Consider the following 19,143-nt stretch of genomic DNA (forward strand, 5'->3'; position numbering starts at 1 on the left):
CGTCACCCGGGCCGGTCGGTGGATCAGCTGTGCCGGGTCCGGCGGCGCGGACGGGACTCGCCGCCGCCCTCGCCACCCTCGGAGCGGCGCTCGCCACCCTCGGAGCGGCGCTCGCCACCCTCGGAGCGGCGCTCCCGGTCACCCCGGTCACGCGGGCCGCGGTCGCCGCCGCGGTCCCGGCCGGACGGACGGTCGGCACCCTCGGCGGCGGCCGGCGCCTCGGCGCCCTCCGGGCGGACCTTGTCCAGGTAGATCTTGCCGCGGGCGTCGATGTCCGCGATCTCCACCTCGACCTTGTCGCCGACGTTGAGGTAGTCCTCGACCTTCTCGACCCGCTTGCCGTCGCCCACCTTGGAGATGTGCAGCAGGCCGTCGCGGCCCGGCAGCAGCGAGATGAAGGCGCCGAACGCGGCGGTCTTCACCACGGTGCCGAGGAACCGCTCCCCGGCCTTGGGCAGCGTCGGGTTGGCGATCCCGTTGATCCGGTCGACTGCGGCCTGGGCGGACGGGCCGTTTGTGGCGCCGACGTAGATCGTGCCGTCGTCCTCGATGGAGATCTCGGCGCCGGTCTCGTCCTGGATCGCGTTGATGGTCTGGCCCTTCGGGCCGATCACCATGCCGATCTTGTCGACCGGGATCTTGACGGTGGTCACCCGCGGGGCGTAGTCCGACATCTCGGCCGGCGCCTCGATGGCCCGCTGCATCACGTCGAGGATGGTCTGCCGGGCCTCGTGCGCCTGCTGGAGCGCGGCGGCCAGCACGTCCGACGGGATGCCGTCCAGCTTGGTGTCGAGCTGGAGCGCGGTGACGAAGTCACGGGTGCCGGCGACCTTGAAGTCCATGTCGCCGAACGCGTCCTCGGCACCGAGGATGTCGGTCAGCGTCACGTACTGGGTCTTGCCGTCGACCTCGTCGGAGATGAGGCCCATGGCGATGCCGGCGACCGGCGCCTTCAGCGGCACACCGGCCGAGAGCAGGCCCAGCGTCGAGGCGCAGACCGAACCCATCGAGGTGGAGCCGTTGGAGCCGAGCGCCTCGGAGACCTGCCGGATGGCGTACGGGAACTCCTCGCGCGAGGGCAGCACCGGGATCAGCGCCCGCTCGGCGAGCGCGCCGTGGCCGATCTCGCGCCGCTTCGGCGAGCCGACCCGGCCGGTCTCACCGGTCGAGTACGGCGGGAAGTTGTAGTTGTGCATGTAGCGCTTGCGGTTCTCCGGGGACAGCGTGTCCACCATCTGCTCCATGCGCAGCATGTTCAGCGTGGTGACGCCCAGGATCTGGGTCTCGCCGCGCTCGAACAGCGCCGAGCCGTGCACCCGCGGCAGCACGCCGACCTCGGCGGTCAGCGGGCGGATGTCACGCGGGCCGCGGCCGTCGATGCGGACCTGCTCGCGCAGCACCCGGTTGCGGACCTCGGACTTGGTCAGCGAGCGGAACGCGGCGGACAGCTCCTTCTCGCGGCCCTCGAACCGGCCGGTCAGCTCCTCGGCGACCTTGGCCTTGATCCGGTCCAGGGCCTCCTCGCGGTCGGCCTTGCCGGCGATCTTCAGCGCCTCGGTGACGTCGGCGCGGGCCACGTCGGCCACCGCGTCGTACACGTCGTCCTGGTAGTCCAGGAACACCGGGAACTCGCTGACCGGCTTGGCGGCCACCTCGGCCAGCTCGCTCTGCGCCCGGCACAGCTCGCGGATGGCCGGCTTGGCGGCCTCCAGGCCGCTGGCCACGATCTCCTCGGTCGGCGCGGTCGCGCCGCCCGAGATCAGGGCCACCGCGTTCGGGGTGGCCTCGGCCTCGACCATCATGATCGCGACCTCGCCGTCCGGCAGGGTGCGGCCGGCCACGACCATGTCGAAGGTGGCCCGCTCCAGCTCCTCCAGGGTCGGGAAGGCGACCCACTGGCCGTCGACGTGCGCGACCCGGGTCGCGCCGATCGGGCCGGAGAACGGCAGGCCGGAGAGCTTGGTCGACATCGACGCGGCGTTGATCGCCACCACGTCGTACGGGTGCTGCGGGTCGAGCGCCAGGACGGTCTCGACGACCTGGACCTCGTTGCGCAGGCCCTTGACGAACGACGGGCGCAGCGGCCGGTCGATCAGCCGGCAGGTGAGGATGGCGTCCTCGCTGGGCCGGCCCTCGCGGCGGAAGAACGAGCCGGGGATCCGGCCCGCGGCGTACATCCGCTCCTCGACGTCCACCGTCAGCGGGAAGAAGTCGAACGACTCGCGCGGCTGCTTGCCGGCCGTGGTCGCGGAGAGGACGACCGTCTCGCCGAGCTGGGCGACGACGGAGCCGGCGGCCTGGCGGGCCAGACGGCCGGTGGAGAAGGTGATCTCACGGGTGCCGAAGGACCCGTTGTCGATCACCGCGGTGCGGGATTCGGTGCCGAGGTTGGTCTCGGTCATGTGCTGTGGTGCTCCTTCGCGTCGTCGGCCGACGACACGGGAACTGCTCAGGCGGCCGGTCTTCGATCGAAGCGCCCGGGACGGCCGGCGTCGTGCCGGGATTCCCGGGGGCCACTACCGGAGACCGGTGCTGACCGGCTCCCTCTCGGGTGTCGCGCGGCCGGGTTCTTCGGTGGTACCGGAAACGGGGGAGCAGCCAGGCGGCCACTCCCCCGTCAGGTCATCGGCGCAGGCCGAGCCGCTCGATGAGCGACCGGTAGCGGTTGATGTCCTTCTTCTGGACGTAGTTCAGCAGCCGGCGGCGCCGGCCGACCAGCAGCAGCAGCCCACGGCGGCTGTGGTGGTCGTGCTTGTGCACCTTCAGGTGCTCGGTGAGCTCCGCGATCCGCTTGGTCAGGACCGCGACCTGCACCTCGGGCGAGCCGGTGTCGCCCTCGGCGGTGGCGTACTCCTGGCGGATCTTGGCCTTGGCTTCCTGGTCGAGCGCCATGTTCTCCCTGTTTCGTGGGTCATTCGATGAGGTCCGGAGCGGTCGTGGTGACCGGTGCAACGGACCGGTTCCTCGCACCCGCGGCGTCGTGCAGGCACGCGAGGCCCCCGTCGGTCAGCCGACGTCTCCGTCAGCCTACCAGCCCTCGGGACGGACGGCCGGTCAAGGTGCCCCCGCGCCGGTCAGAGCACCGCCCGGCGGGTGCGTTCCACGTCCTCGGCGATCTGGGCCACCAGCGGTTCGATCGCGTCGTATGTCCGCTGCTCACGCAGGTGCGCCACGAAGTCCAGGGCCAGCCGTTCGCCGTACAGGTCGCCGCTGAAGTCCAGCGCGTACGCCTCCACCCGCCGCTCCCGGCCGGAGAACGTCGGGTTGGTGCCGATCGACACCGCCGCGGCCAGCGGTTCGCCGTCGCGGCGCACCAGGCGGGCCGCGTACACGCCGTCGGCGGGCACCGCCGCGTACCTGTGGGTCAGCAGGTTGGCGGTGGGGTAACCCAGCTCACGTCCGCGCTGGTCGCCGCGGACCACCACGCCCTCGACCCGGTGCGGGCGGCCGAGCGCCGCCGCCGCCGCGCCCACGTCGCCCGCGTCGACGCAGGACCTGATGTACGTGGAGGAGAAGACCGTCCCCGCCTCGGCGACCAGCGGCGCGCCCTCGACCGCGAACCCGAAGGTACGGCCCAGCCGCTCCAGCAGCGGCACGTCACCGGCGGCCCGGTGCCCGAACCGGAAGTTGTCGCCGACCACCACCAGCGCGGCGTGCAGGTGCGCGACCAGGACGTCGTGCACGAACGCCTCGGGTGGCAGCCGGGAGAACTCGACTGTGAACGGCACCACGCAGAGCACGTCCACGCCGAGCGCCTCGATCAGCTCGGCCTTGCGGGCCGGCTCGGTCAGCACCGCCGGGTGCGAGCCGGGGCGTACCACCTCGGCCGGGTGCGGGTCGAACGTCACCACCACCGACTTGACGCCCAGCTCCCGGGCGCGTGCCACGGCGTGCCCGATGGTCGCCTGGTGCCCCCGGTGCACGCCGTCGAAGACGCCGATGGTGACCACCGAGCGTCCCCAGCCGCCGGGCGCCGCCTCGTACCCCCGCCACCGCTGCATGCCGTTCCTCCCCTGTCCGCCCCGCGCGCCGTTCAGGCCGGGGCCAGCACGATCTCCGCGCGGGCCCGACCGTCCCGCTCGCTGACGATAGCGATCAGCCCGCCCGCCGGGTCGAAGACGGCGTACGGCCCGGTGATCCCGGCCGGTGCCAGCGGCCCGCCGTGGGAGAGCACCCGGGTCTCGTCGGCGGTGGCGTCCCGGCGCGGGAAGAACCGCGCGGCGGCGGCGTCCAGCGGCAGGTTCACCACGTCCGGCGCGCGCTCCTCGAGCTGGTCGAGCGTGGCCGCCTCGTCGAGCGTGAACCCGCCCACAGCGGTCCGGCGCAGCGCGGTGAGGTGGCCGCCGACGCCGAGCGCCGCGCCCGCGTCGCGGGCCAGCGCCCTGATGTACGTCCCGGACGAGCAGGTCACGTCCACGTCCACGTCCACCACGTCCGGGACGTCCCGGCGGATCGCCAGCACGTCCAGCCGTGACACGGTGACCCGCCGGGCGGGCAGTTCGACCGCCTCGCCGTCGCGGACCCGCTTGTACGCCCGCTGACCGTCGATCTTGATGGCGCTCACCGCGCTCGGCACCTGGTCGATCTCGCCGGTGAGGGCGGCCAGCGCGGCGCGTACCCCGTCGTCGGTGACCGCACCGGCCGGGGTGGTCGCGACCACCTCGCCCTCGGCGTCGTCGGTGACCGTGGACTGTCCCAGCCGGATCGTCGCGGCGTAGCTCTTGCCGGCGCCGATCACGTACGTGAGCAGCCGGGTCGCCCGGCCCACGCCGATCACGAGGACGCCGGTGGCCATCGGGTCGAGCGTGCCGCCGTGACCGACGCGGCGGGTACGGGCCAGCCGCCGGATGCGGGCCACCACGTCGTGCGACGTCATGCCGCCGGGCTTGTCGACCACGATCAGACCGTCTGTGCTCACGACCGCCAAGCCTGCCAGACGCCGGTGATCGGCCCTGCGGGGGATACCGCCCAGCTTCGGCGGGGTGTCAAGATCGTGCGCCCCCGACCCGTCTGCCCGGGAAGTCCGATGACCGATCACCGCCCCGCCCCCGACCCCTACCCCACCGGCCACTTGCCGGAGGACGAGCTGGGACGGGTACCCGAGTGGCTGCGCCGGCCCGCGCCCGAGGTCGAGCCGGGCCGCGGCGACCGCCTGCGGATCGCGCTCGGCGGGCACTCCGGCAAGCTGCTCGGCGGCGTGGTCGTGCTGGCGCTACTCGCGTTCTTCGGGCTCGTCGGCGGCCTGGGCTACCAGGGCTTCCAGCGCTGGCGCGAGATCTCGACGGCATACCCGACGACGAGCCCGCCGAGCGGTGAGCAGGCGGTCAGCTCCGCGTCGCCTCCGCCGGCCGCCGGCCCGTTCGACGGCACCCCCGCGGCCGGCTTCCCGGAGGGTGCGGCCGGGATCGCGCTGCCCCGGGTCAAGCGGACCGGGCCGTTCACCGAGAAGCAGGTGGCCGACGGTCTGGCCAAGGTACGCAAGGCCCTGGTCACCGCCCGGCTGGACCGCACGTTCTTCACCGAGAAGAGCCCGGATCGGCTGGTGCGCCAGTTCGCCCCGGACACCCGCGCCCACATCCGGAAGGACTTCACGGCCGGCGGCGCCGCCAACTACGCCACCCGGCTCGGGCCCGGCACCCGGTTGACGAACGACCCGCCCCGGGTGCAGGGGCGGATCTCGTACCGCGCGACCCGGGATGCGTACGACATCCGCGTCCTGGAGATCACCACCAACTTCGTCTGGGTCTACGCCGTCCGGAGCACCCGCGCCCCGTCGGTCCCGGACGTCATCCTGGTGCACGACACGGTGATCTGGGAGGTACCCCTCCCGGCGGACGTCGTCACCGGCTCCCGAGGGCTGTGGATGCGGGACGCGAACTCCTACGTGACGAACGTGGAGTGCGCCGGTCTGAGCAAGGGTCTGCTGGAACTGGAGATCACGCCGACCTACGGGGACGCCGGCAGCTCCGGGGAGCACCCGGACGCCGTGTACGACCTGGACCGCTCGCTGAAGGTCGCGGACCCGTGCTGAGCCCGAGGGGATCCGAGCGGGACGGCTACCCCGACTGGCTGGACCGGTTGGAGCGGGAGATCCGGCCGAGCCTCGCCGTACGCCTGCGGATCTGGTGCCGGCGGCGCGCCCGCCGGCTGACGGCCGCGCTCGGCGTGGTGCTGCTGCTGGCAGCCGCGGCCGGTGCCGCCGGTTACGGCTACCGGCAGCTCCGGCGTCCGGCAGCCGCGCCGTCCCCGGCGGTCACCGGCGCTCCGGCAACCGCGGGACCGACTGTCCCGCCGGATGTCTTCGCCGGCACGCCGGCGGCGGACTGGCCGGCGGGGGCGGCCGGGATCGTGCTGCCACCGGCCCGGCCGACCGGCGGCTTCACCGGCGCCGAGGTGTCCGCCGGGCTGGCGCGGGTCCGCGCCGCCATGCTGACCGCCCGCCTGGACCGCGCGTTCATGACCGGCGGCAGCCCGGCCCCGCTGCTGCGTCACGTCGCGCCGGCTGCCCGGGAGTCGGTGCGGAAGGACTGGTCCACCGAGACGATCGCCACGTACGCGACCCGACTGGCCCCGGACGCCCGGCTCACCCCGGACCAGCCGCGGACGAAGGGCCGGTTCACCTACCGCGCCGTCCGGCAGGCCGACGGCGTACGGATGCTGGAGGTGACCAGCAACTTCGTCTGGGTCTACGGGTTCCGCGACCTCGCCTCCCGATCCGGTCACTCGGTGGTGGTGCTGCACGACGAGATCGTCTGGCGGTTGCCGCACGCCGGCGACGTGGCACGGGCCGACCGGGGGCTCTGGTTGCACCGGATGTCGAGCTACGGGTCGGGCGTGGACTGCGACGCCGTGAAGCTCGGGCTGATCCGCCCCGGCGGCCTGGACCCGGCCGGCATCGGCTCCCCCGAGGACCCCGACGCGCTGTACGACCCGGAGCACCCGATCGAGCTGCCGGTCTCATGCTGACCGGCGTCAGCGGACCGCGCCGACCACCGCCCACGCGCCGGAGCGCATCCGCAGCACCAGGCCGGCCAGCCGCAGCACCACGAACAGCGTCAGCCCGGCCCAGATCCCGCCCAGCCCGAGGTCGAACGCGTAGGCCAGCCAGATCGCCGGCAGGAACCCGCCGAACGCACACACGATCGTGAGGTTGCGCAGGTAGCGCACGTCGCCCGCGCCGATCAGCACCCCGTCGAGCGCGAACACCACGCCGCCGATCGGCTGCAGCGCGACGAACCAGGGCCAGGCCGTCATGGCCTGCTCGCGTACCTGCGGATCGGAGCTGAACCACGACGGCACCACGCCGGCGCCGGCGGCGATGAGCACCGCGAACGCCACGCCGCACAGCCCGCCGAGCAGCGCGACGCGGCGGGCCAGGAACCGCGCGGCCGCCGCGTCGCCGCCGCCGAGCGCGGCGCCGACGAGCGACTGCGCGGCGATGGCCAGCGCGTCGAGCACCAGTGTGGTGAAGAACCACAGCTGTACGGCGATCTGGTGCGCGCCGACCGCGGCGGCCCCGAAGCGGGCCGCGACGGCGGTGGCGGACAGGAAGCTGGCCTGGAACGCGACGCCCCGCACGAGCAGGTCCCGGCTGAGCACGAGCTGCTGGCCGATCACCCGGGGCCGGGGGCGCAGCGAGACCCGCTCCCGCACGAGCGCCGCCGCGAACAGCACGCCGGACAGCGTCTGCGCGATCGCGTTCGCCACCGCCGAGCCGACCAGGCCGAGCCCGGCCGGATAGACCAGCAGCGGGCAGAGCACCGCGGAGAGCAGGTTCGGGCCGAGCACGAACAGCAGCGGGCGGCGGGTGTCCTGGATGCCGCGCAGCCAGCCGTTGCCGGCGGCGGCGAGCAGCAGGCCGGGCGCGCCGAGGGCCGCGATCCGCAGCCATCCGGCGGCGGCGTCGGCCACCTCGCCGGGGCCGCCGACGAGGGTACGCGCCAGCGCGCCGCCGCCGATGCCGATGGCGACCGCCACCAGCACTCCGGTGGCGAGCGCGAGCCAGGACGCCTGGACGCCCTCGGCCACCGCGGCGGCCCGGTCCCCCGCCCCGAACCGGCGGGCCGAGCGGCCGGTGGTGCCGTACGCGACGACGGTGCCGACCCAGGCGGTGAGCGTCATGACCGTGCCGCCGACGGCCAGCGCGGCCAGCGGCACCCGGCCGAGGTGGCCGACCACAGCGGTGTCGACGAGGACGTAGAGCGGCTCGGCGGCCAGCACCACGAGGGCTGGGAGCGCGAGCGCGGCGATCCGCCGCGGCGAGGCGGTGACAGGGGTGGCGGTGGTGCTCATCGCCGCCGATCCTGGCACGCGCTCAGTAAGGCATGCAAGGCGTGCGACTACTTACCCACACCGGCCAGGAAGCGGGCGGGTTCCCGTGCGGCGGTGACGTCGGCGTCGGGCCGAGGTGTGGTGCTCGGGCCCGACCGGCGTCACCGCCGGACGGCGTACGTCACTGACGGGTGTCCATCGAGGTCTGCAGCGCGCGGCGCATCTGCTCGCGCGCCTCGTCGGTGGTGGTCTCGGTCTGCGGCTTGCGCTTGCTGGGCATCTGAGGTCCTTCCAGGGTGCGGACCGCCGGGACGTGGCGGTCCTACGGGCGCCCGGCGCTCCGGATCGGCGCGACGGCGAATCGCGCCGCGACCGGAAGTCGTCGGCGGCTGAGCGCCCGGCAGCGGTCCGGGATCACCGGAGCGGCTCGCCTGGCAGCGGGAGCCCGGGTCGGTCTGACCCTGGAGGGAGGCGAGGCCGGGTGCGGCACCACCGCCCGTGACCAGCGCCGCGAAGCGCCGGTCCCGCACCCAAATTAACGTTCACTTTCCAGATACTGCCTACAGTTCCCGAAATGCGGAAAGATCAACGTCGTCGTCCCGCTCCGGCGAGGGCGGTCAGCGGGCCAGGAAGTGCCAGCCCAGCCACCACCAGAAACCGAACAGCCCGATCCGGCCGACCGGCACCGGGCCCACCTCGTACCGCATGACGAACGCGCAGACGTCGGCCAGCGACGGGATCCGCGAACCCTCCCGGCGCGCGGCCCACTCGACCACCGCGAACAGCACGATCGAGACTCCGAACCCGCCGATCGCCAGTGCGCGCATCATCGGCGCACCAGTCCCCAGAACGCGGACAGCCACGCGAACCAGGCCGCCGACCGGGCCAGATTGTCCTCCAGCAGCGGATCGGCCAGCCGGGAGAAGGTGGGGAAGTCGTCACCGGCCGCCATCACGAACGTGGCCCCCTCGAAGACCCCGAAGACGGTCACCGGCACCAGCCACCACAGCGCCACCGACGGCAGCCGGCGCGGCGCCGGACGCCGGGGCACCCGGTTGCTCAGGCCGACCCAGATCAACCCCCCGCCGGTGGTGAGGATGTAGAGGTTCGCCGCGGTCGAGAAGGACGGCATCTGGCCGCCGACCAGGGACAGGCAGATCAGCACCGGCACGGCGACGACCGGCCGGTCCCAGGCCCGGGGCGCCTCGACGGTGAGCTCACGGGGATGATCCATCACCCGATTGTCCCCAGCGTCACGCACGGCGGAAAGGCTGGCACGCCTCGTAATCCCTGGAAAAGCCGCCGATCAGCTCACATCTCGGTGTGCCGCCACGCCTCGGCACCGCGGAGATTAAGGGACAATCCGTTCTTAAGGGGCGGCAGCGAGTTCGGCACGGATCCGGCCGACCACCTCGTCGAGCGATCCCCGGCCGGTGAAGCCGGCCGCGAACCGGTGCCCGCCGCCGCCGAGCGTCACCGCCACCCGGCTCACGTCCACCGCGCCCTTGCTGCGCAGCGACACCGCCCATTCGGCCTCGCCCGCCTGCTTGACCACGCAGCTCACGTCCGCCTCGGCGGTGCAGCGCACCGAGTCGATCAGCGCCTCCAGCACGTACGCGGGCTGGTCGTGGCGGACCAGGTCGTCGCGGGTGGCGTACGTCCAGACGAGCCCGTGCCCGTCGGCGGCCGCCGGTTCCAGCGTGGCCCGGCCCAGCACCTCGCCGAAGAGGCGGACGGCGCCGAACGGGCGGGTGTCGAAGATCCGCCGGGAGATGTCGCCGGGCCGGATGCCGGTGGCGATCAGGCGCGCCGCCGTCTCGTGCACCGCCGGGGTGGTCGCCTCGAACCGGAACGAGCCCGTGTCGGTGGTGAGCGCGACGTACAGCCCGGTCGCGATCTCCGCGTCCAGCGTGACGCCGAGCCGGTCCAGCAGCTCCAGCGCCACCACCGAGGTGGCTGCGGCGTGCGGGTCGACCAGGCTGATCCGGCCGAAGCCGGTGTTCGAGGCGTGGTGGTCGAGCACCAGCGAGGCGCCCGCCGTGTCCAGCCGGTCGGCCAGGTCACCGAGCCGGGACTCGCTCGCCGCGTCGAAGCAGATCACCAGGTCCGGCGCCGGGTACGCGTCGTCCTGCGGCACCAGCAGGTCCACCCCGGGCATCCAGCGGAACGGCTCCGGCACCTCCGGCGGGCCGGGGAAGGTGGCCTGGAGATCGCGTACGCCGAGCCGGCGCAGGCCCAGCCCGAAGCCGAGCATGCTGCCCAGCGCGTCCCCGTCCGGGTTCACGTGGCAGATCAGCAGCACCCGCGCGTCGGCGGGAAGGTCGCGTACCGCGGCGACGGCAGCTGCCCACGCGGTCTCGGTGGGCCCGGCCGCCTCGGTCACCGGCGCTCGCCGGCGCGCGGCTCGTCGTCGTCCTCGTCCTCGGCCGAGGCGTCGTCGGCGTCCTCGTCGTCCTCGACCCGGTACGGCTGGGCGTCACCCGCGTACGAGGACTTCGCGGCCAGCCGCTGCACCTCGGCGTCGGCGGTACGCGCGGCGGCCAGCAGGTCGTCGATGTGCTTGACCTGGTCCTGCACGTCGTCCAGGACGAAGGTCAGCGTCGGCGAGTGCCGCAGCCCCAGCGCCTTGCCGACGGTGCTGCGCAGCATGCCCTTGGCGCTCTCCAGCGCGGCGGCGGTGCTCGCCTGGGCCGCCGCGTCGCCGAGCACCGTGTAGAAGACAGTGGCGTCGCGCAGGTCGGCGGTGATCCGGGCGTCGGTGATCGTGATCATGCCGAGCCGTGGGTCCTTGATCTGGCTGCGCACCACCGACGCGACGAGTTCCCGGATACGCTCCGCGTGCCGGCGAACCTTTGCCTGATCCGTCATGTCCCCCACCTCCGGGATCACCTGTACCCATGACGACGCCGGGTCACCGTACGACCCGGGCCGTCGGCCGGAGACGGCGAGCGCGTGGGCGCCGCCGGGTCCGACCGCCCAACGCTGAAGAACACTACCCGCGCGCCGCCGGCCGTCGCGCGGCACGGCCGGAGTGCGGCGCGACGCGCCGTCAGTCGTCCGCGCCGTGCAGGCGACGGCGCACCGACAGCAGCTCGGTCTCCGGGCGGGCGGCGACCAGCCGCTCACAGGAGTCGAGCACCTCGCGGACGTGGGCCGGCTCGGCGGCCACCACCGCCACCCCGATCTCGGCCCGGCCGTGCAGGTCCAGCGCCCCCACCTCGGCGGCGGAGACCTCGAACTTGCGCAACGCGGCGACGATCGGCCGGACGTAGGACCGCTTGGCCTTCAGGGACCGGGAGTCACCCGGGAGCAACAGGTCGAACAGTGCGGTTCCGGTATACACGGCGAGCAACGGTACGCCGGGCGGCCCGGCCCGGCACGCGATTAAGGCGCGACAGCCACCAGCACGTCCCGCTCGATCGCCTGGTCGACGCGGTGCGCGAAGTCACCGAAGCCGGGGCCGTCGAGCACCCGCAGCCCGGCGGCGGCCAGCACCGCCTCCGCCTGCGCCCGCGGCGCCACGTGGGTGTTCCAGGACAGCCCGATCGCGCCACCGGGGCGCAGCAGCTCCCGCCACACCGGCACGGCCGCGGTGAGCAGCTCCAGCGGGCTGCGGGACAACCCCTGGCCGGTACGGCTGCCGTGCGCCACCCCGTACGGCGCGTCGGTGACGATCACGTCCGCGCAGCGGGCGCGCAACGCCTCGCGGGCCCGGGTGGTGTCGGTGTTGAGCACGGTGACCCGCTGGGTGGCCCCGGCCCGGTGCTCGTCCCGCGACGGCGCGAGCACCGCCTCGAACCGGCGGGCGACCAGCTTGCGGTCCCGGCGCACCGACGTCGACTCGGCGGTGTGCTTGAGCCGCTTGCGGCGCAGCCAGGTACGCAGGAACGCCGCGTACGCCTCCACGTCCTGACTGTCGCGCTCGATGCCGATGCCGTCGTAGCCGTACATCAGCGCCTGGTTGAGCGTGGTGCCCCGGCCGCAGAGCGGGTCCAGCACCACCACCGGCCCGTCCAGCATCCGCGGCGCGGCGGCGGAGGCGAGCACCGTGACGTTGAGCAGCAGCCGGGTGAACTGCTCGTTGGTCTTGCCGGCGTACTTGGGGATGGTGATCAGGTCGGAGTCGTACCGGGCCAGCGGGCGCAGCGGCACCGGTCGCAGCAGGTCGTCGCCGACCCGCTCGAACAGCGCGTACGCGGCCGACAGGTTCGCCAGGTGGGCCAGGTCCCGCTCGCCCAGCCCGGGGCCGCCGGTGGTGAACGTCAGGTACTCCACCCCGCCGATCCGCGTCACCTCCGCGTCGGCCGGTACGGCGTCCAGCACGCCGGATCCGGCGAACACGGCCAGTTCGGCGCGGGCCAGCCGGGCCGCCGCGTCGGCGTAGACGCGGTTGGCGGAGGGGGCGAGGAGCAGTGCGTACCCGGTCACGCCGCAGATTGTCGCAGCCTGCGGAAACGGCGACGGCCGGGGCCCGAAGGCCCCGGCCGCCGGCCGGTCGTACGCGTGGTCGTCAGGCGCGCGGCTTCTCGCGCATCTCGAACGTCTCGATGACGTCGCCGACCTGGACGTTGTTGTAGCCGCCCAGCGTCAGACCACACTCGAAGCCCTCGCGGACCTCGGTCGCGTCGTCCTTGAACCGCTTCAAGGAGCTGATCGTGAGGTTGTCCGCCACGACCGCCCCGTCCCGCAGCAGCCGCGCCTTGGCGTTGCGGCGGATGAGGCCGGACCGGACGATACAGCCGGAGATGTTGCCGATCTTGGACGAGCGGAAGACGTCGCGGATCTCCGCGGTGCCCAGCTCGACCTCCTCGTACTCCGGCTTGAGCAGACCCTTGAGCGCGGCGTCGATCTCCTCGATGGCCTGGTAGATGACGGTGTAGTACCGGATCTCCACGCCCTCGCGATCGGCCATCTCGCGGACCTTGTTCGAGGCCCGCACGTTGAAGCCGATGATCGTGACCGCCTCGGACGAGGCGCTCGCGAGCATGACGTCGCTCTCGGTGATCGCGCCCACGCCCCGGTGGATGATCCGAAGCTGGACCTCCTCCGGGATGTCGAGGTTGAACAGCGCGTCCTCGAGCGCCTCCACGGAACCGGAGACGTCGCCCTTGAGCACCAGGTTGAGCGAGGTCTTCTCGCCCTCCTTGAGCTGCTCCATGAGCGTCTCGAGAGTGGCCCGGCCGCGGGAGTTGGCGAACGACGCCGCCCGCCTCCGCGCCTGACGCTGCTCGGCGATCTGCCGCACGGTGCGGTCGTCCTCGGCGGCCAGGAAGGTGTCACCCGCACCCGGCACCGTGGTCAGACCCAGCACCATGACCGGACGGGCCGGACCAGCCGAATCGACCGGCTTGCCGTTCTCGTCGAGCATGGCCCGGACCCGGCCGTGCGCCCCACCGGCGACGATCGAGTCACCGGCACGCAGGGTGCCCTTCTGCACCAGCACGGTCGCCACCGCACCACGGCCCTTGTCCAGGTGCGCCTCGATCGCGACACCCTGCGCCGGCCCGTCGATCGGAGCGGTCAGCTCCAGCGACGCGTCGGCGGTCAGCAGCACGGCCTCGAGCAGTTCCTCGATGCCGATACCGGGCTTGGCCGCCACGTTGACGAACATGGTGTCGCCGCCGTACTCCTCGGCGACCAGGCCGTACTCGGTCAGCTGCTGGCGGACCTTGTCCGGGTTCGCCTCGGGCTTGTCGACCTTGTTGACCGCGACCACGATCGGCACGTCCGCCGCCTTGGCGTGGTTGAGCGCCTCGATGGTCTGCGGCATGACGCCGTCGTCGGCCGCGACCACCAGGATCACGATGTCCGTGACCTGGGCACCACGGGCACGCATGGCGGTGAACGCCTCGTGACCCGGGGTGTCGATGAACGTCACCGCGCGGTCCTCGCCCTCGTGCGGGACGTGGACCTGGTAGGCGCCGATGTGCTGGGTGATGCCACCCGCCTCGCCGGCCACCACGTTCGCCTTGCGGATCGCGTCGAGCAGCTTGGTCTTACCGTGGTCGACGTGACCCATGACGGTCACGACCGGCGCACGGCTGACCAGGCGGTCCGCCGCGACCTCGGCGTCGAGGTCGATGTTGAACTGCGCGAGCAGCTCGCGGTCCTCGTCCTCCGGGCTGACGATCTGCACGTCGAAGCCGAGGTGCTCACCCAGCAGCTGCAGGGTCTCGTCGGAGCACGACTGGGTCGCCGTCACCATCTCGCCCAGGTTGAACATCTCCTGGACCAGCGAACCCGGGTTGGCGTTGATCTTGTCGGCGAAGTCCGACAGCGAGGCGCCACGGGACAACCGGACGACCTGACCCTGACCGCGGGGCGCGCCCGAGGACATGGTCGGGGCCGACAGGTTGTCGAACTCCTGTCTGCGCTGCTTCTTGGACTTGCGACCGCGGGTCGGCCGGCCGCCGGGACGCCCGAAGGCACCCGCTGCGCCACCGCCACGGCCACGGCCGCCGCCACCGGGACGGCCACCGCCGCCGACCGGACCACCCGGACGGAAACCACCGCCGGGAGCACCGCCACCGCCGCCGGGACCGCCGCGGTAGCCACCGCCACCGCCGCCACCACCGGGACCGCCGCGGTAGCCACCGCCACCGCCGCCACCACCGGGTCCACCGCGGTAGCCACCGCCACCGCCGCCGGGACCGCCGGGACGCCCGGCGCCTCCACCGGGTCCGCCACGACCGCCACCGGGGCCGCCGGGACGGCCGGTGGTCGGGCGCTGGCTCGGCATCGAGGCCGGGCTCGGCCGCGGCGGCATCGACGCCGGGCTGGGCCGCGGCGGCATGCCGGCCGGGCTGGGACGGGGACCGCCCGCACCGGCGGCCGGGGGCCGCTGCTGCTGGCCGCCCTGGATGCCGAACGGGTTGTTACCGGCGCCGCGCGCCGGCGGACGACCGCCGGGCCGGGCACCGGGGCCCTGACCCTGGCCCGGACCGCCGGGACGACCGGCGGCCGGGGAACCCGGACGCGGCGGCATGGCGTTCGGGCCGGGACGCGGACCCGGGCGAGCACCGCCCTCGGCCGGGGGCTCCCGGCGTACGGTCTCGCGCTGCTGCTGACGGGCGGCCTGGGCGGCCTTGACCGCGGCCTCCTGCTCAGCCTTGAGCGCGGCGGCACGCGCCTCGGCGGCCGCCACTTCGATGTCGTGCGCGCTCGCCGGCTTGGCGACCGGAGTCGCCGGCTGCGGCGGGCCGGGGACCGGGCCCTTGGGCTTCGGTCCAGGGGTCGGCGCGGCCGGACGCCGGGGCGGCATCGGCTTGGCCGAGACCCGGGGGGCACCCGGGGTCGGGGTGGGCGTCGGGGTCGGTGCCGGGCCACTGGGCGCGGCAGCCGGCGGGCCGGCGGGCGCCGACGAACCGGCTACGAACGCGCTACGCAGCCGCCGGGCGACAGGCGCCTCGACGGTGCTGGACGCGGACTTCACGAACTCGCCCATCTCCTTGAGCTTGGCGAGAACGGTCTTGCTTTCGACCCCGAGCTCCTTGGCAAGCTCGTGTACGCGGGCCTTTCCTGCCACTGCACTCCTCACTCCGAGGTCGTGCGGGCAGCACCCGCAGCGACCTCACTCCTGCACTTGAAGCCTGGTCATTTCAGGGACTTCATCGTGTGCTCATGTCGGTCGTCCTACCTTGCTAGCGACCCTCGACCGGTCGGGCTTGACCGGTCGTCGGGGGTTGCGCGTCGACGTGCTCCGCAAGCGCACCGTGGTCGGGGACCCCGGTGAGGCGCAGTGCCCGCCCGAAGGCGCGGCGTCGCACCGCCTGCGCGAAGCAGGCCGGATCAGGGTGCATGTTCGCTCCCCGACCCGGCAGTCTGCGGGCCGGATCGGGCCGGAGGCTGATGTGACCAGCCTCGTCACCGATCGCGACGACCCGCAACAACTCGCTGGCCGGCGCTCGTTTCCGGCAGCCCACACAGGTGCGCTCCGGAATCGTGCGTCGTGCCACTGAGTAAGTCTACCCCTAGCCGCCGGAGATCGCGCCGCCCGGCTCCGGGACGTGATCAGCTCCGCCCCGGCTCTGCGGGGCCGCGGTCTCCGCGTCGGACCGGATGTCGATGCGCCAACCGGTCAGCCGGGCCGCGAGGCGGGCGTTCTGCCCTTCCCGGCCGATCGCGAGCGAGAGCTGGAAGTCCGGCACGGTCACCCGGGCGGTACGGGAGGCCAGGTCGACCACCTCGACCCGCAGCGCCTTGGCCGGCGACAACGCGTTGCCGACGAAGGTGGCCGGGTCGTCCGACCAGTCGATGATGTCGATCTTCTCGCCGTGCAGCTCGCTCATCACGGCCCGGACCCGCTGGCCCATCGGGCCGATGCAGGCGCCCTTGGCGTTGACGCCGGAGGTGGTCGAACGCACGGCGATCTTCGTACGGTGACCTGCCTCACGCGCGATCGCGCCGATCTCCACGGTGCCGTCGGCGATCTCCGGCACCTCCAGCGCGAACAGCTTCTTCACCAGCGCGGGATGCGACCGGGACAGCGTGATCTGCGGGCCGCGCATGCCCTTGGCGACGTGCACGACCACGCAGCGGATCCGCTCGCCGTGCTCGTACCGCTCGCCGGGGACCTGCTCGGACTGCGGCAGGACGCCCTCCAGCTTGCCCAGGTCGACGCTGACGATGCCCTTCTCCCGGCGGGTCTCGTGCGCCTGCACCACACCGGTGACCAGGTCACCGTCGCGGCCGACGTACTCGCCGAAGTGCACCTCGTCGGTGGCCTCCCGCAGCCGCTGGAGGATCACCTGCTTGGCGGTCATGGCGGCGATCCGCCCGAAGTCGTGCGGAGTGTCGTCCCACTCCCGGGTCACCGTGCCGTCGGCGTCCAGTTCCTGCGCGTAGACCGAGGCGGCCCCGCTCTTACGGTCGATCTCCACCCGGGCGTGCGGCTCGGCGCCGTCGGTGTGCCGGTAGGCGGTCAGCAGCGCGGTCTCGATCGCCGCGAGGATCGTGTCGAACGGGATCTCCCGCTCGCGCTCCAGGGCGCGCAGCGCCGCGAGGTCGATGTTCACCTCTCCTCGTCCTCCAGATCTTCGTCGTCGTCGGTGTCGTCACCGAAGTCCTCGTCGGCCAGGTCGTCCAGGCGGTTGAACTCCACCTGGACCCGGCCGGGCCCGAGTTCGGCGTACGGGTGTTCGGCGGGGCCGGCGTCGGTCTCCAGCACCACGCGTTCGTCGTCGGCAGCAGTGATCCGGCCGGTGAGCTGGCGGTCCCCCGCGTCGCCGCGGACGGTGACCTTGACCAGCCGTCCGGCGTTGCGCCGCCAGTGCCGGGGCAGGGTGAGCGGGCGGTCCACGCCGGGCGAGCTGACCTCCAGCTGGTACTCGCCGGCCACGATGTCGCCGCCGGCCTCCTCGGCCGCGTCCAGCGCCGCCGAGACCGCGCGGGAGACGTCCGCCACGGCGTCCAGGTTGATCCCGCCGTCGGCGTCCACGATCACCCGGACCACGTGCCGGCGGCCGGCGCGGGAGACGGAGAGATCCTCCAGGTCGTAACCGGCCGCCGTGACGACCGGTTCGATCACCTCGCGCAGCCGGTTGCGGCGGGCGGCGAGATCGCCGCGGGGTGCGCCGCTCCGGTCCGTGCCGCGGGGGCCGTCGGGCCGGCGGGGCCGCCCGGCGGGCCCCGTCGACCGGGTGGCACGGCCACGCTGCGTCATTGCGCGCACCTCTCCTGCTGTTGCCACGGCCCACGGGCCGTGTTGTCCCTGGCCGGTGCGGGCGATCGGCCCGCCATACCGGCGCGCCACCGGGGCGTCCGCGCCCGGTGGTTGCGCAGAGCGTAACGCTAACGACCGCCGACGGACCCGGCGGCGCACCGAGACCCTGACCCACGAGACGGCGCGAATGGTGTTGACTCTGTCAGGTGGGGATCGGCAGAACACCATCCGACCAGGTCAGAGCGGGGCATTCCCGGCGCTGGCTGCTGCGCGCCGGCGGGCTCGTGGCGCTCGGCGGCGCGACCGCGCCGCTGACCGGCTGTGATCTTTTCGACCGCGACGAGGAGCCACCGGAGCCGGACGCGCTGGAGCCTCTGGTGGCCGAGGCGCTCGCGCTGGAGGCCCGCTACCGGGCCGCCGCCACCGCCGACCCGGCGCTGGCCGGGCGGCTCACCCCGATCGCCGACGCGCACCGGGCGCACGCCGAGGAGCTACGCCGCGTGATCGGCAGGCCGGCGCCCTCCGGCACACCGGCGCCCGCCGGCTCGGCGAGCGCGCCCGCACCCGACGCCGTGCTCACCGAGCTGCGCCGGGCCGAGCAGGAGGGCCGGACGAACGCGGCCAAGGCGTGCGCCGCCGCGCCGGCCGAGCGGGCCGCGCTGCTCGGTTCCATTGCCGCCGCCCGGGCGACCCACGTGGAGGCGCTCAAGTGAACAACCCGACAGGCGGCCCGGCCACGGCCCTCGCCGACGCGCTCGCCGCCGAGTATGCGGCGATCTGGGCGTACGGGGTGATCGGCGTGCACCTGACCGAGGCGGCGCGTACGGCGGCCCGCGCCGCCGAGGCGGCCCACCGGTCCCGCCGCGACGCGCTGCTGCTCCAACTCGCCGAGGGCTCCGGGCAGGTGCCCGCCGACCGGGCCGGGTACGCGCTGCCCTACCCGGTGACGGATCGGGCGAGCGCGCTGCGCCTGGCGGTGGAGATCGAGGAGCGGACGGCCGGGCACTGGCGGGCCGCGCTGCCGCACACCACCGGCGCGGACCGGAACACCGCGCTCGCCGCGCTCACCGACTGCGCGTTGCGCGCCACCCGCTGGCGGCGCACGGCGGGGGTGACGCCGGTCACCGTTCCGTTCCCGGGCCGCCCGGCCTGAGCGCGGCGCCGGTCACCCGGCGGAACCCTCCGGTTGCGTTGCGCATACCAGGTATGCA

18 protein-coding genes and 1 pseudogene are annotated in these 19,143 nt (G+C 73.7%); 4 read left to right on the forward strand and 15 right to left on the reverse strand.

Features of this window, described 5'->3' with window-relative positions:
• Positions 1–23: 23 nt before the first annotated feature.
• The 4 genes from OC439_RS13090 to truB form a co-directional block, all read right to left on the reverse strand.
• Positions 24–2,402: a polyribonucleotide nucleotidyltransferase gene (locus OC439_RS13090; protein WP_262013623.1), complete on the reverse strand. Its 2,379-nt coding sequence runs from the start codon at positions 2,400–2,402 to the stop codon at positions 24–26.
• 220 nt (positions 2,403–2,622) lie between these two features.
• Positions 2,623–2,892, reverse strand: coding sequence for a 30S ribosomal protein S15 (rpsO, locus tag OC439_RS13095; protein WP_013284678.1), 270 nt, complete (start codon positions 2,890–2,892; stop codon positions 2,623–2,625).
• A gap of 182 nt (positions 2,893–3,074) precedes the next feature.
• Positions 3,075–4,001, reverse strand: a complete 927-nt coding sequence (locus OC439_RS13100; RefSeq protein WP_013284677.1) for a bifunctional riboflavin kinase/FAD synthetase — start codon at positions 3,999–4,001, stop codon at positions 3,075–3,077.
• A 32-nt stretch (positions 4,002–4,033) separates the two neighbouring features.
• Positions 4,034–4,918 carry a tRNA pseudouridine(55) synthase TruB gene (truB, locus tag OC439_RS13105; protein ID WP_262013624.1) on the reverse strand — a complete coding sequence of 295 codons (885 nt, stop codon included), beginning with the start codon at positions 4,916–4,918 and terminating at the stop codon, positions 4,034–4,036.
• 108 nt (positions 4,919–5,026) lie between these two features.
• Between truB and OC439_RS13110 the strand changes: the two genes are divergently transcribed.
• Positions 5,027–6,031: a hypothetical protein gene (locus OC439_RS13110; RefSeq protein ID WP_262013625.1), complete on the forward strand. Its 1,005-nt coding sequence runs from the start codon at positions 5,027–5,029 to the stop codon at positions 6,029–6,031.
• Complete coding sequence (locus tag OC439_RS13115; protein WP_262013626.1) at positions 6,025–6,966, forward strand: hypothetical protein; 942 nt, start codon at positions 6,025–6,027, stop codon at positions 6,964–6,966. Before OC439_RS13110 ends, OC439_RS13115 begins: the two co-directional genes overlap by 7 nt.
• 6 nt (positions 6,967–6,972) lie before the next feature.
• Here OC439_RS13115 and OC439_RS13120 read toward each other — a convergent pair whose 3' ends face one another.
• From OC439_RS13120 to rimP, 11 genes and pseudogenes are all read right to left on the reverse strand, one after another.
• A complete protein-coding gene (locus OC439_RS13120; RefSeq protein WP_262013627.1) occupies positions 6,973–8,292 on the reverse strand; it encodes an MATE family efflux transporter in 1,320 nt (439 codons plus the stop codon).
• A 596-nt stretch (positions 8,293–8,888) separates the two neighbouring features.
• The gene (locus OC439_RS13125) at positions 8,889–9,098 is read right to left on the reverse strand and encodes a DUF6186 family protein (protein WP_175438725.1); all 210 of its coding nucleotides are present in this window, start codon (positions 9,096–9,098) and stop codon (positions 8,889–8,891) included.
• Positions 9,098–9,505: a hypothetical protein gene (locus tag OC439_RS13130; RefSeq protein WP_262013628.1), complete on the reverse strand. Its 408-nt coding sequence runs from the start codon at positions 9,503–9,505 to the stop codon at positions 9,098–9,100. Before OC439_RS13130 ends, OC439_RS13125 begins: the two co-directional genes overlap by 1 nt.
• Before the next feature lie 135 nt (positions 9,506–9,640).
• Positions 9,641–10,654, reverse strand: coding sequence for a DHH family phosphoesterase (locus tag OC439_RS13135; RefSeq protein WP_262013629.1), 1,014 nt, complete (start codon positions 10,652–10,654; stop codon positions 9,641–9,643).
• Positions 10,651–11,139, reverse strand: a complete 489-nt coding sequence (gene rbfA / locus OC439_RS13140; RefSeq protein ID WP_262013630.1) for a 30S ribosome-binding factor RbfA — start codon at positions 11,137–11,139, stop codon at positions 10,651–10,653. The genes OC439_RS13135 and rbfA overlap by 4 nt, the downstream gene beginning before the upstream one ends.
• Positions 11,140–11,320: 181 nt before the next feature.
• The gene (locus OC439_RS13145) at positions 11,321–11,614 is read right to left on the reverse strand and encodes a DUF503 domain-containing protein (protein WP_013284668.1); all 294 of its coding nucleotides are present in this window, start codon (positions 11,612–11,614) and stop codon (positions 11,321–11,323) included.
• A 41-nt stretch (positions 11,615–11,655) separates the two neighbouring features.
• Positions 11,656–12,699 (reverse strand): TRM11 family SAM-dependent methyltransferase, encoded by a 1,044-nt coding sequence (locus tag OC439_RS13150; RefSeq protein ID WP_262013631.1) that lies wholly within the window; start codon positions 12,697–12,699, stop codon positions 11,656–11,658.
• Positions 12,700–12,781: 82 nt separating this feature from the next.
• Positions 12,782–15,796, reverse strand: a complete 3,015-nt coding sequence (gene infB, locus OC439_RS13155) for a translation initiation factor IF-2 (protein ID WP_030269840.1) — start codon at positions 15,794–15,796, stop codon at positions 12,782–12,784.
• Positions 15,797–15,889: 93 nt separating this feature from the next.
• A pseudogene (locus OC439_RS13160) lies at positions 15,890–16,226 on the reverse strand (YlxR family protein).
• A 15-nt stretch (positions 16,227–16,241) separates the two neighbouring features.
• Positions 16,242–17,285 (reverse strand): transcription termination factor NusA, encoded by a 1,044-nt coding sequence (nusA, locus tag OC439_RS13165; RefSeq protein WP_013284665.1) that lies wholly within the window; start codon positions 17,283–17,285, stop codon positions 16,242–16,244.
• Entirely contained in the window at positions 17,282–17,932 is a 651-nt protein-coding gene (gene rimP / locus OC439_RS13170; protein WP_262013632.1) for a ribosome maturation factor RimP, read from the reverse strand. The genes nusA and rimP overlap by 4 nt, the downstream gene beginning before the upstream one ends.
• A gap of 263 nt (positions 17,933–18,195) precedes the next feature.
• Here rimP and OC439_RS13175 point away from each other — a divergent pair, with 263 nt between their 5' ends.
• Positions 18,196–18,645 (forward strand): hypothetical protein, encoded by a 450-nt coding sequence (locus tag OC439_RS13175; RefSeq protein ID WP_262013660.1) that lies wholly within the window; start codon positions 18,196–18,198, stop codon positions 18,643–18,645.
• On the forward strand, positions 18,642–19,085 hold the full coding sequence (locus tag OC439_RS13180) for a ferritin-like domain-containing protein (protein ID WP_262013633.1): 444 nt from the start codon (positions 18,642–18,644) through the stop codon (positions 19,083–19,085). Before OC439_RS13175 ends, OC439_RS13180 begins: the two co-directional genes overlap by 4 nt.
• The last annotated feature ends 58 nt before the right edge of the window (positions 19,086–19,143 follow it).

The organism is Micromonospora sp. Mcm103 (assembly GCF_024519755.1).
Taxonomy (GTDB): Bacteria; Actinomycetota; Actinomycetes; order Mycobacteriales; family Micromonosporaceae; genus Micromonospora; species Micromonospora aurantiaca.

Coding starts and splice junctions, on each gene's coding strand:
- OC439_RS13130 (WP_262013628.1), bottom strand. CDS start 9,505: ATGGATCATCCCCGTGAGCTCACCGTCGAGGCGCCCCGGGCCTGGGAC.
- rimP (WP_262013632.1), bottom strand. CDS start 17,932: ATGACGCAGCGTGGCCGTGCCACCCGGTCGACGGGGCCCGCCGGGCGG.
- rpsO (WP_013284678.1), bottom strand. CDS start 2,892: ATGGCGCTCGACCAGGAAGCCAAGGCCAAGATCCGCCAGGAGTACGCC.
- OC439_RS13125 (WP_175438725.1), bottom strand. CDS start 9,098: ATGCGCGCACTGGCGATCGGCGGGTTCGGAGTCTCGATCGTGCTGTTC.
- OC439_RS13110 (WP_262013625.1), top strand. CDS start 5,027: ATGACCGATCACCGCCCCGCCCCCGACCCCTACCCCACCGGCCACTTG.
- OC439_RS13120 (WP_262013627.1), bottom strand. CDS start 8,292: ATGAGCACCACCGCCACCCCTGTCACCGCCTCGCCGCGGCGGATCGCC.
- rbfA (WP_262013630.1), bottom strand. CDS start 11,139: ATGACGGATCAGGCAAAGGTTCGCCGGCACGCGGAGCGTATCCGGGAA.
- OC439_RS13090 (WP_262013623.1), bottom strand. CDS start 2,402: ATGACCGAGACCAACCTCGGCACCGAATCCCGCACCGCGGTGATCGAC.
- OC439_RS13100 (WP_013284677.1), bottom strand. CDS start 4,001: ATGCAGCGGTGGCGGGGGTACGAGGCGGCGCCCGGCGGCTGGGGACGC.